At 66.2% G+C, this 12574-nt stretch carries 10 protein-coding genes; all 10 read left to right on the forward strand.

Going from position 1 to position 12574, the window contains the following annotated elements; all coding sequences use genetic code 11:
- The first annotated feature begins 304 nt into the window (after nucleotides 1-304).
- Nucleotides 305-1840 (forward strand): EspA/EspE family type VII secretion system effector, encoded by a 1536-nt coding sequence (locus ABQF30_RS14355; protein ID WP_448464716.1) that lies wholly within the window; start codon nucleotides 305-307, stop codon nucleotides 1838-1840.
- A gap of 30 nt (nucleotides 1841-1870) precedes the next feature.
- Nucleotides 1871-2188, forward strand: coding sequence for an ESX-1 secretion-associated protein (locus ABQF30_RS14360; protein WP_448464718.1), 318 nt, complete (start codon nucleotides 1871-1873; stop codon nucleotides 2186-2188).
- A gap of 3 nt (nucleotides 2189-2191) precedes the next feature.
- Nucleotides 2192-3040, forward strand: coding sequence for an ESX secretion-associated protein EspG (locus tag ABQF30_RS14365; protein WP_448464720.1), 849 nt, complete (start codon nucleotides 2192-2194; stop codon nucleotides 3038-3040).
- A 14-nt stretch (nucleotides 3041-3054) separates the two neighbouring features.
- A complete protein-coding gene (locus ABQF30_RS14370; protein ID WP_448464722.1) occupies nucleotides 3055-3552 on the forward strand; it encodes a YbaB/EbfC family DNA-binding protein in 498 nt (165 codons plus the stop codon).
- A complete protein-coding gene (eccA, locus tag ABQF30_RS14375) occupies nucleotides 3545-5269 on the forward strand; it encodes a type VII secretion AAA-ATPase EccA (protein WP_448464724.1) in 1725 nt (574 codons plus the stop codon). Before ABQF30_RS14370 ends, eccA begins: the two co-directional genes overlap by 8 nt.
- 3 nt (nucleotides 5270-5272) lie before the next feature.
- Entirely contained in the window at nucleotides 5273-6715 is a 1443-nt protein-coding gene (gene eccB, locus ABQF30_RS14380; RefSeq protein ID WP_448464726.1) for a type VII secretion protein EccB, read from the forward strand.
- Nucleotides 6712-8943: a type VII secretion protein EccCa gene (eccCa, locus tag ABQF30_RS14385; RefSeq protein ID WP_448464728.1), complete on the forward strand. Its 2232-nt coding sequence runs from the start codon at nucleotides 6712-6714 to the stop codon at nucleotides 8941-8943. The genes eccB and eccCa overlap by 4 nt, the downstream gene beginning before the upstream one ends.
- The gene (eccCb, locus tag ABQF30_RS14390; protein WP_448464730.1) at nucleotides 8940-10721 is read left to right on the forward strand and encodes a type VII secretion protein EccCb; all 1782 of its coding nucleotides are present in this window, start codon (nucleotides 8940-8942) and stop codon (nucleotides 10719-10721) included. The genes eccCa and eccCb overlap by 4 nt, the downstream gene beginning before the upstream one ends.
- A gap of 147 nt (nucleotides 10722-10868) precedes the next feature.
- The gene (locus ABQF30_RS14395) at nucleotides 10869-11162 is read left to right on the forward strand and encodes a PE family protein (protein WP_448464732.1); all 294 of its coding nucleotides are present in this window, start codon (nucleotides 10869-10871) and stop codon (nucleotides 11160-11162) included.
- Between the two features lie 32 nt (nucleotides 11163-11194).
- The gene (locus ABQF30_RS14400) at nucleotides 11195-12523 is read left to right on the forward strand and encodes a PPE family protein (protein ID WP_448464734.1); all 1329 of its coding nucleotides are present in this window, start codon (nucleotides 11195-11197) and stop codon (nucleotides 12521-12523) included.
- Nucleotides 12524-12574: the final 51 nt, after the last annotated feature.

Raw genomic sequence — 12574 nt, forward strand, 5'->3', positions numbered from 1 at the left:
ACCAAACGATCGCAGGAGCCATCCTCTGGTCCGTCGTCAGCAAATGCAATATGGCCCACCGCTGGCCCTCCGGCGGTGGGTGAACCCAACCGCGTCCACCGGCCGCGACAGGTGTGGTGGGCTGCGCGCGTCGAGTTGCCGCGAACTAGAGACCAGCCAGGGGCAAGCCCCAGCCAGATGCGGGATGACATGCATAAATATGGGTGAAGTGGGCATGCTGCCGCGGACTGTCGGCACCTGAAATTGGTGCGTAGGAGGCACCCGCTGCGCTGGTAATCTCTGATCCGGCGGAGGGGATACTGGCATGGGATTGATGAGCGACGTCGCCGGTTTCGGCAAAGATGTCGTCGACGATCGGGAAAAGTGGGCGGAGCGATTGGCGAAGGTCGGTGACTTCATCGAACGCAACGCCAAGGGCAGCAAGCTCGAGCGGGTCGCGACGGTCGGCCGCAAGCTGGCCGACTTCAGCACCAAGTTCACCGACTTCTTCCAATCCGGCCTCGGCACGCGGATGGCCAAAGCAGCCAGGTCGCCAATCCTGCTGGCCGGGCAACGCGTCATCGACGGCATGACGCTCACCACCGGAATCGGCGACCCGGAGAGCGGGGAGCGGTTCGGCCACGGCGCGGACCGGTTGAGTGCTGCCGGCCAGACGCTCAACACCGCCTTTCCCGACGACGGTTGGGACAGCAGCGGGTCCGACGCGTACATCGCCAGGAACAACGAGCAGTTGAGCCGCACGCAGACGATGATCGGGGCGGACCACGTCGTGGCCTCGGTCCTGACCAGGGAAGCCGAGCAGGTCGCCACCACCAGGGACAACCTCGCCGGCCAGTCCGACTGGCTGGGGGACATGAGTCTGATCACGATGGCGACCGGGTGCATCCCCTATGTCGGTCGAGCGGCGCAGATCGCCGCCGAGATCGCGATGGTGAGCAAGGCCGTCGGCGAATCGACGAATCAGCTCATGGCGATGCAGGACAACGCCAACGCCAACGCCGCCGAGGTGCGAGGTGCGGTGAGCCAGTACGCATCCGTCGCCGACGCGGCCGAACCGTTCGACACGATCGATGACGCAGCCGACCCGTCCGGCGCGGACGATGACGAGACGCCCGCCCAGCCTGGCGAGCCCGACGAATCCGGCGAGCCCGGCGAGCCCACCATGAGCGGCGAGCCCGGCGCCGCGCCGCCTGCACCCGGCGCCTCCACGGGTGGCGGTGCGCCGTCCGGGGGCACCGCGAGCGTCCCCGCGCAGCCGATACCGACACCGTCGATGCCAACGGGTGTGCCGGCGGCGCCGGCGGGTAGCGCGGGCGGAGACGCCGCAGGTGTCATGGGCGCCGTGCTGGGCTCCGTCCTCGGACCTCTCGGCGGGATGCTGGGCGGTGTGGTGCAGGCGGCCGGCCAGGTTGCCCAGGTGGCGACGCAGGCGGCCACCCAAGCCGCTCAAGTCGCCAGTCAGGCCGCCGGGCAGTCGCAGGATCCGACGGCCCTTGCCGCAGAGGCCGACGACGTCGACAAGCGTGCAGAGGACGACGCCGAGGGCAAAGACGAGAAGGCCGACAGGGCCGCGGAGGAAAAGGATGGTCCGGGCACCGCCGATGAGACGGCGGGCGAGGCGGATACCGCAGGTCCGGACCCCGAAGCCGCAGGCGAGAACGACGAAACGGCGGCGAAGACCTTGCCGCCGGACTTGGAGGCCGCATCGGCCGATGGGAACGCCGCCGGGCTTGCCCCGGTGCATATCGGGGTGGATTCCGATCAGGGACAGCTACGCACGCCCGTGGCCGCTACATTAGATCGCGGTATTCCCCGCACTGCGGTCGCGATCGATACGTAATGATGCAGGGAATAGGGATCGAGGGGATTCATGTCGGGTGATTTGCGGGTTACTACCGCGCATTTGCGTGAGCTGTCAGCCAAGCAGGGGCAGGCCGCTGCTGATCTGACGACGGCCACCGCAATAGTCGAAGGGGTCGACTCCGCGGTGCGCTGGACTCATGGTCCGATCTCGTGGTCGACCGCCGCCGCGGTGGAGGCCGCGCAGATTGCGCGGCGCAGTGCGGGCGTCAGGATGGCGAATGCGTCGCAGGATCTCGGTGCGAAGCTGACGACCGCCGCAGGCAAGTACTCCGGCACGGACACCACGATGGGCGCGGCTCTCGACGGAACCATCCGGCAGGGATAGGTCATGACTGCTTCGTACGGCGCCGACAACGGCGCAACGCACATCGACGATGTCGTCGGCGTCGAGGTGACCATCGACGGAATGCTGGTGATCGCCGACAAACTCGAGCTCACCGACTTTCCGCCGTCAATGGGCATCCGATTGAACATCCCCCAACCTGATCTTCGCGACAAAGTCTGGGAGCAGGTCGAGCGCGATCTGGCCGCCCAGGGCGTGCTCGACGTGTTCGGCACACCGCATCCGGAAGTGGCCGCCATGCTCGACACCCTGAGCCGGCCGGACCGGACGTTGGAAGGCCGGTGGTGGCGTCGCGATGTCGGTGGCAAGATGATCCGATTCGTGGTGTGTCGTAAGGGGGCCCGGCATGTCGTTGCCGCTCGGGACAACGACATGCTGGTGCTGCAGCGGGTGGCCCCGCAGATCGGCACGGCGGGCATGGTGATGACGGTGCTCGGTGACGGCGTGCCGGCCAACGTCGAACCGCTGACGGGTGTCGCGGCGACGCTTGCCGGCTGCCGCACCGCCGACGAACTCACCGGGTACGGGATACCTCCGACGTCTGCCCGGGTGTATGCCGGGATCATCTCCGAACCCGAGAGCTGGGTGGAGATCGTCGCCACCGAGCGGCATCCGGGCGGCACCACGTCCCAGGCCGACGTGGCGGCCGGGGTGCTGGACTCCAAGGGGGGCCGCATCGTGTCGATACCGCGTCGCGTCAACGGCGAGCTCTACGGCAGCTTCCTGTCCGGAACCAAGGACAACCTCCAGCGTGCTCTGGACGGTCTGGTGGAGTTCCTGCCGTCGAAATCTTGGTTCGACAAGACCGACACGGACAGTTCCTACCTGCACTGAGAGAGGCCGCCACGGTGGGTGACTTTCCGCCATACGATCCGGACGACGAGGTTGATGAAGACGGTGATCACGACAGCCTCGCAGCGCTGGATTTCTCCTACCCTGACGAGGTCGACGCGGGTCTGGACGCTCTTGACGCCTTCGACGTCGCCGGCCAAGCCGAGGACGAAGAACTTCTGGTACCGCTGTTCACGGTCACCAATCCGCCTGAGACCGTCACGGTTACCGCATATCTGGACGGCCGGGTACACCAGATCGATCTATCTCCGAAAGTCACCAACATGACCGAAACCGATCTCGCGGACGAGATCCTCGTGATCGCCGGCCTGGCCGGCCAGCAGGCACGGTCCGCGCAGTACTCCTTCATGCTCGAGGGAATGCGCGAGCACGGACACGACGATTTCGCGACGCGCGACTTTCTCACTCGTGACCTGGACCTGCCGACACCGGAGCAGGCCGACGCCGCCCGAGCCCAGCTGTTCTCGACCCGTTATGGAGGCGACCATGGTTGATCACCTCGCCGGAATGTTCGGCAGCGCGGTCGGCATGCTGGCCGGTTCACCGGCCCGCTCGCTCGAAATCTTCACCGAGATAACCAATTACGACGAATCTGCGTGTGACGCGTGGGTCGGCCGGATCCGCTGTGGCGACACCGACCGTGTGACACTGTTCCGGGCCTGGTACTCGCGGTCGAACTTCGGTCAACTCGCCGGGGCCGCCGAGATCTCGATGAACGGGTTGAACGCGCGGATTCCTATCGGCGGCATCTACGGCCGCGACATCAGCTACCCGATCAACTCGCCGTTGGCGATCACCATGGGATTCGCGGTCCAGGAAGCCGCCGAGGGCAACTTCGCCGATGCGATGGAGGCGCTGGAGGATGCCCCGTCGGGTGGTTCCGACCATCTGGTGTCGTGGGTCAGAGCGGTGATTTACGGTGCCGCACAACGCTGGACCGATGTGATCGACGAGGTGCGCGGTGCCGATCGGTGGCCCGACAAGTTCCTGGCAGCGGCCGCCGGGGTGGCCCACGGAGTGGCGGCGGCGAACCTCGGATTGTTCACCGAAGCCGACCGGCGCCTCACCGAGGCCAACGACACCCCGGCCGGTCAGGCGTGTGCACCCGCAATCGCCTGGTTCCTGGCGATGGCACGTCGTCACCAAGGCAACGAAGAATCCGCCGTGGTCCTGCTGGAATGGCTGCAGGCGAACTTCCCTGAACCGAAAGTGACTGCCGCACTGCGAGATCCGGCCTACCGGCTGGAAACCACGACGGCCGAGAAGATCGCTGCCCGCAAGGATCCCTGGGATCCGGCCAGTGTGGTGGCGGATACCTCCGCCCGGGACAAGCTGCTGGCCGAGGCGCAGGCCGAACTCGACCGGCAGATCGGCCTGAGCCGTGTCAAGGAACAGATCGAGGCGTACCGGGCGGCCACCCAGATGGCCCGGGTCCGGGCGGCGCGCGGCATGAAGGTGGCCCAGACCTCCAAGCACATGATCTTCGCCGGTCCGCCCGGTACCGGAAAGACGACGATCGCCCGCGTGGTGGCCAATATCCTCACCGGCCTCGGGGTGATCGCCGAACCCAAGTTGATCGAGACCTCGCGTAAGGACTTCGTCGCCGAGTACGAGGGGCAGTCGGCGGTCAAGACGGCCAAGACCATCGACCGTGCGCTCGGCGGCGTGCTGTTCATCGACGAGGCCTACACCCTGGTGCAGGAGCGCGACGGCCGGGCCGACCCGTTCGGCACCGAGGCACTGGACACGCTGCTGGCCCGGATGGAGAACGACCGCGACCGCCTGGTGGTGATCATCGCCGGCTACAGCAACGACATCGACCGACTGCTGGAAGCCAACGACGGCCTGCGGTCCCGCTTCTCGACCCGCATCGAATTCGACTCGTACTCGCCCGACGACATCGTAGAGATCGCGAAAGTCATTGCTGAAGCGAATGATTCGCAGCTGGACGATACCGCCGCCAAGCGGGTGCACGAGGCCGCGACACTCCTGAGCCAGCGCAGGCTGAACGGTAAGCCGGCGCTGGACATCGCGGGCAACGGTCGCTACGCCAGGCAGTTGGTGGAGGCCGCCGAGCAGAACCGCGATATGCGGCTCTCCCGGTCGCTGGACTTCGACAGCCTCGGTGTGGAGCAGCTCAGCGAAGTCAACGGGGAAGACATGGCGGCAGCGATCGCGGCGGTGCACAGCCGCCTGAACATCGGCGAATAACTAATGGCAGGTTTCCGGCTCACCACCAAGGTTCAGGTCAGCGGTTGGCGCTTCCTGCTGCGCCGCGTCGAGCACGCGATCGTGCGCCGGGATACCCGGATGTTCGATGATCCGCTGCAGTTCTACAGCAGAGCGGTGTTCGCCGGAATCGTCATCTCGGTGCTGATCTGCCTCGGCGCCGCGTTGATGGCGTACTTCAAACCGCTCGGCAAGCAAGGCACTGACACGTTGTTGGTGGACCGCACCACCAATCAGCTCTACGTGATGCTGCCCGGGAGCAACCAGTTGCGCCCGGTGTACAACCTGACGTCGGCGCGGCTGGCACTCGGCAATGCCGGCGAGCCTTCCGCGGTGAAGTCCGACGAGCTCAACCGGCTGTCCAAAGGGCAGTCCATCGGCATTCCCGGCGCGCCGTACGCGACCCCGACGGGTGTGCCCGCATCGCGCTGGGCGTTGTGCGACACCGTGGCCAAACCCGAAAGTGCCGCACCGGAAGTGGAGAAATCGATCCTCATCCGGTCGCTGACCACCGACATGTCCGTCGGCCCGCTGCGTGAGGACCAGGGCATGCTCGTGACGTTCGAGGGCGGCAACTGGCTGATCACCGCCGACGGTCGGCACACCATCGACCTGGCCGACCGCGCGGTCACCTCGGCCGTGGGTATACCCGTCACCGCGAAGGCGACGCCCGTCTCGGAGGGCCTGTTCAACGCCCTGCCCAATCGGGGGCCGTGGCAGCTGCCGCAGATTCCCGCGGCGGGAGCACCGAATAGCGTTGGGCTGCAGGCGAATCTGGTGATCGGCTCGGTGTTCCAGACCGCGACCGAATCCGAGCCGCAACACTATGTGGTGCTGCCCGACGGGGTGGCGCGGGTCAACGACACCACCGCGGCTGCGTTGCGGGCCACCAATTCCTATGGGCTGCTGGAGCCGCCGTCGGTGGAGGCCAGCGTCGTCGCCAAGATCGCCGAACGGGTGTACGTCTCACCGTTGCCCGACAAGCCGCTCGAGGTGCTGCTGCGCCAGGAGTCGCCGGTGCTGTGCTGGTCCTGGCAGCGCGAACCTGGCGACCAGGCGCCCAAGACCACGATCATCGCCGGCCGTCGGCTGCCTATCCCGGCGTCGGCGGTGGGTACCGGGATCGACCAGATCGACGGTGACGCGGTCGTTTACATCGAAGGCGGCCAGTTCGTTCGGCTGCAATCGCCGGATCCCCGGGTGGGCGAGAGTCTTTACTACATCGATCCGCAGGGTGTGCGGTATGGGGTCATCAATGACGATGCCGCCAAGAACCTGGGCCTGGCGGGTCCGGTCAACGCACCGTGGCAGGTGGTGGGGCTGCTGGTGGAGGGTCCGCTGCTGTCGAAGGAGGCGGCCCTGCTGGAGCACGACACGCTGCCCGCCGATCCGAATCCGCGCAAAGTCGAAAGCGGGCAAGGCCGATGACGACGAAGAAGTTCACGCCCACCATCAAGAAGGGGCCACGGCTGACGCCGGGCGAGATCAACGTGACCCCGCCCGACGACCTCGGAGTGGACATCCCGCCGTCGGGCATGCAGAAGGCGTTGCCGTGGGTGATGGGCGGCTGCATGCTCGGCATGATCGCGATCATGATCTTCACCGGGGTGCGGCAGCTGTCGCCGTACATGCTGATGATGCCGCTGATGATGGTCATGGGCACAGTCGGTTTCATGGCCGGCGGTGGATCCGGTGGCAAGAAGGTTCCCGAGATCAACGCCGACCGCAAGGAGTATCTGCGGTATCTGGCGGGCCTGCGGACGAGGGTTACGTCGTCGGCGTCGGCACAGGTCGCCTTCTTCAGCTACCACGCACCGAACCCGGATGATCTGCTGTCGATCATCGGCACGCACCGGCAATGGTCGCGGCAGGCCAACTCCGAGTTCTACGCCGCCGTCCGGATCGGTATCGGCGCCGAGCAAGCGGTGGACCGGTTGCTCAAACCGAACACCAGCGGTGAGCTCGCCGGGCCGCAGGGTGCGCCGCAGCCACACCTGGAGCCGGTGAGCCACATGTGGGTGACGAAGTTCCTGCGCACGCACGGCTTGATCCACGATTGCCCGAAACTTGTTCAGCTGCGCACGTTTCCGACGGTCGCCGTCGGCGGCGACGTGGACGGAGCGGCCGGTCTGCTCACCGCGATGATCTGCCATCTGGCGGTGTTCCATCCGCCGGACCTGCTGCAGATCCGGGTGCTCACCGACAATCCGGAGGATCCGAACTGGTCGTGGATGAAGTGGTTGCCACACGTCCAGCACCAGACCGACACCGACGCCGCGGGTCCCACTCGTCTGGTGTACACCAGGCCCGACGGGCTGAGTGATCTCACCGCACGCGGTCCACACAGTGCCGATGCGGCACCCGGCGGTCCGTATGTGGTCGTCGTCGACCTCACCGGTGGCAAGGCCGGCTTCCCGGTCGACGGCCGGGCCGGCGTCACAGTGCTGACCCTCGGTAACCATCGTGGCTCGGCATACAAGTTGCGAGTCGACGCCGACGGCACCGCTGACGACAAGCTGCCCAACCAAAACTTCCGCGAGGTGACCCGCGTCGTCGACCGGATGACCCCGGCGCAGGCCGGGCGCATCGCCCGCAAGCTTGCCGGCTGGTCGATCACCGGGACCATCATCGACAAGAACGTGCGGGTTCAGAAGAAGGTCTCCACCGACTGGCACCACCTTGTCGGTGCGAAGTCGGTCGAGGAGGTCACCCCGTCGCGCTGGCGGATGTTCACCGACACCGACCGGGACCGGCTCAGGATTCCGTTCGGCCACGAGCTCAAAACCGGCGAGATCATGTACCTCGACATCAAAGAGGGTGCGGAGTTCGGTGCAGGTCCGCACGGCATGTTGATCGGTACCACCGGCTCGGGTAAGTCGGAATTCCTTCGGACACTGATCCTTTCGCTGGTGGCCACCCACCACCCCGATCAGGTGAACCTGCTCCTGACGGACTTCAAGGGCGGCTCGACGTTCCTGGGTATGGAGAAGCTGCCGCACACCGCGGCCGTCGTCACCAACATGGAAGAGGAAGCCGAACTCGTCAGCCGCATGGGTGAGGTGCTCACCGGCGAGCTCGACCGCCGTCAGTCGATCCTGCGTCAGGCCGGTATCCAGGTCGGCGCCGCAGGTGCACTCTCCGGGGTTGCCGAATACGAGAAGCATCGCGAACGTGGAGCCGACCTCCCGCCGCTGCCAACCCTTTTCGTCGTGGTCGACGAGTTCGCCGAGCTTCTGCAGAACCATCCGGACTTCATCGGCCTGTTCGACCGCATCTGTCGCGTCGGACGGTCACTGCGGGTGCATCTGCTGCTGGCCACCCAGTCGCTCAACACCGGTGGGGTGCGCATCGACAAGCTCGAACCGAACCTGACCTACCGACTTGCCTTGCGCACCACCAGTTCCGCGGAGTCCAAAGCGGTGATCGGAACGCCTGAGGCGCAGTACATCACCAACAAGGAAAGCGGCGTCGGCTTCCTTCGGGTCGGTATGGAGGATCCGGTGAAGTTCCGCAGCGTGTACACCGGAAACAACTACGTCCCCGACGAGGATGAAGTGGTCGACGGCGAGGTGAAACCGCGGACGAAGCGGCAGGAACGGGTGCGGATTCACCAGTTCACCACCACCCCGATCTTCGATACGGCGGTGAGCTCGTGAGTACGGACGCCGAACCCAGAGTCTTGCGGGAGGTGGTCCTCGGGCAGTTGGCCACCGGCGAGGAACGCGCCTACAAGATGTGGCTGCCGCCGCTGACCGATCCGACCCCGCTCAACGAGCTGATCGAGCGGGACCACCAGCGTCAACCGCTGCGGTTCGGGCTGGGAATCATGGACGAGCCACGCCGGCACCGCCAAGAAGTCTGGGGCGTCGACGTGTCCGCGGCCGGCGGCAACATCGCGATCGGCGGGGCTCCCCAGACCGGTAAGTCGACGTTTCTTCAGACACTGGTGTTGTCGGCGGCGGCCACCCACACACCGCGGCAGGTGCAGTTCTACTGCATCGACCTCGGCGGTGGCGGCCTGATGTATCTGGAGGACCTGCCGCACGTCGGCGGGGTCGCCACTCGTGCCGAGCCGGATCGGGTCAACCGCGTGGTGGCCGAGGTGAAGGCGGTGCTGCGAGCTCGCGAGCAGGTGTTCAAGCAGTACCGCGTCGGGTCCATCGCGGCGTACCGGCAGATGCGGGAGGATCCGAACAGCCCGGCCGCCCAGGATCCGTTCGGAGACGTGTTCCTGGTGGTCGACGGCTGGCCGGCGTTCGTCGCAGAGTTCCCGGATCTCGAACCGGCAGTGCAGGACCTCGCGGGCCAAGGCCTGGCGTACGGCGTGCACGTCATCATCTCCACCCCGCGGTGGACGGAGTTGAAGTCCCGGGTGCGCGACTACCTGGGCACCAAGATCGAGTTCCGCCTGGGCGACGTGAACGAAACCCAGATCGACCGCATCACCCGCGAGATCCCGGCCAACCGCCCGGGCCGGGCCGTCTCATTGGAGAAGCACCATCTCATGATGGGGGTGCCGCGGTTCGACGGCGTGCACAGCGCCGCCAACATCGTGGACGCCATCTCGTCGGCAGTGCAGCAGGTGGCCGACCGTCACACCGAGCAGGCGCCGCAGGTGCGGGTGCTGCCCGAGCGGATCTACCTGCATCAGCTCGTACCGGACCCGCCGGGACCCGACGCCGACTACCGCACAAGGTGGCAGATACCGCTGGGCGTGCGCGAGTCCGACCTCACGGTCGCCTACAACCAGATGCACGTGACGCCGCATCTGTTGATCTTCGGTGCTCCCAAGTCGGGCAAGACGCGCATCGCGCATGCGGTGGCGCAGGCGATCTGTCAGCGCAACAGCCCCCAGCAGGTGCGGTTCATGCTGGCCGACTACCGGTCGGGTCTGCTCGACGCGGTGCCGCAGAGTCACCTCCTCGACGCCGGAGCGATCAACCGCAACAGCGCGACGCTGGAGGAGGCCATCAAGGCGCTGGCGTTCAATCTGCAGAAGCGGCTGCCGCCACCCGATCTGACCACTGCGCAGCTGCGGGCACGGTCGTGGTGGACTGGCCCTGACGTCGTGCTTCTGGTCGACGACTGGCACATGATCGTTGCCGCGGCAGGCATGATGTCGCCGATGGCGCCGTTGGGGCCACTGCTGCCCGCGGCCGCCGACATCGGCCTGCACATCGTCGTCACGTGTCAGATGAGCCAAGCTCACCGGGCCACGATGGACAAATTCGTCGGCTCCGCTTATGGGGCCGGTTCGCCGACATTGTTCCTTTCAGGCGAGAAGAACGACTTCCCATCGCGCGAGATCATCGTCAAGAAGCGACCTCCCGGCCAGGCTTTCTTGGTCGCACCGGACGGCAAGGAGGTCATTCAGGCCGCCTATGTCGATCCCCCGGAAGAAGAAGTGTTCGCACCACCACTAGAGGGCAGTTAGTATTTGATCAACGCACTCAGCAACGCTGGCGGCAGCCCGCCAGCAAAGGGATCGGGGGACAGATTCCTTGACGACTTGGCAAATGCTGTCAAGCCGCCTATGAGTGCTTGTCCTTGACCGTTTCAATTCGACAAGGAGAACACGCAAATGCAACCGATGATGCACAACCCGGGCGCAGAAGGCGTCGCCGCACAGGTGATCGCAAACGCGGCCCGTGGTCTGGCAGGTGGCACCACAGCTTCGGCAGCTGTCACTGCACTGGTTCCGGCCGGCGCCGATGAGGTCTCGGCCATGGCCGCGGTGGCGTTCGCGAGCGAGGGCGTCGAGGCTCTTGCGGTGAATGCGTTCGCCCAGGAGGAGTTGACGCGCGCCGGTGCGGCGTATGCGGAGATCGCGGGGATCTACAACGCGGTCGATGCCGCCCAGGCAAGCACGCTGTAGCAGGTCGTTCGAGCAGATAGGTTCACCCAGCAATGGTCGCGCTGCCGCCCCTGCCGCCTCTGCTGTGGCACGGAGTGCCTCCCGAGGTCAACACCTCACGGTTGATGGTCGGTGCCGGCCCGGCACCGATGCTTCAGGCAGCCACGGGATGGGAAGGGCTGGCGATCCTGCTGGAGACCCAGGCCGCTGAACTGGCGGGCGCGCTCAGCAACTTGACATCGGTGTGGAGTGGCGCGGCCAGTGAACGCGCGGTCGCCTCCACCATGCCGATGATCGTGTGGCTGCAGACCGTCGCGGCCCAAGCGCAAAAACGCGCTGTGCAGGCCGCAGCCCAGGCAAGCTCCTACACGGTGGCCCTGGCAACGACGCCGCCGATCCCGGAGATCGAGCAGAACCACGTCACGCACGCAGTATTGGAAGCCACCAACTTCCTCGGCATCAATTTGATGCCGATCGGGCTCAACGAGTTCGACTATTTCGTCCGGATGTGGAATCAAGCGGCAGGCGCGATGGATGCCTATCACGCCGAAACCACCGTCAATCTGCTGTTCGAGCCGATCATGCCGATGAAGCCGATCGTCATGCCTGGAGTGGGTGAGTCCGCCGCGGCCGTCGCCCTGGCGCAGACGGCTCCGCGGGCGGCTCAAGGCGCGGCCCGGAACGCGACTGTCGAGGCGCTGAGCGGCCTGGCCACGATGGAGTCGATGGGCTTGCTCGCGGGCCACGCTGCGGCACAGGCCAACCACGCCGAGCAGCGCGGGTTGGGCGCCGCGCAGAAGGCGGACAGCGCCGGCCAGCAGGGGCCGGATGATCCCCAGAAGGAGGGTGGTCAAGCTCTGCAACAGGGCATGCAGATGGCCATGCAGATGGGTTCGCAGGCCGCGCAGCTTCCAGCGCAGATCGCCCAGATGGTGCAAAGCCCGATGCAGCAGATGACTCAGCCGCTGCAGCAGGTCAGCCAGATGGTCAGCCAGTTCACCAGCATGGGTGGCAGCGACCGGGGCATGCAGGTCGGGCTGCTGGGGGCGACGCCGTTCTCGAACCATCCGCTCGCCGGTGGGTCCGGCCCCAGTTCGGGATCGGGTCTCGTGCGGGCGGCGTCGCTGCCGGGAGCGGGTGGAACCCCGCCCCGCACACCGTTGCTGTCCAGCTTGCTCGGCATCAGCGGGGAAATGAAGCCGGTTCCGACAGGTGCGGCAGCGGGCGGAAGTGGTGGCTTGGCGCCCGTCGGGGCAGGCGGTGGCGGCGCACCGATGGCCGGTGCCGGTCAGAACAGCAAGAGCGGCGGATCCAAGGAGGGACTCGTGGCTCCGACACCGCTGACGTACGACCTCTCAGAGGATGAAGACGACGACTGGTAAGTCGTCAACGACAAAGACTTTCCGGTCGAATGGCCGGAAGACTCGCCAATG

Source organism: Mycolicibacterium sp. XJ870, assembly GCF_053483975.1.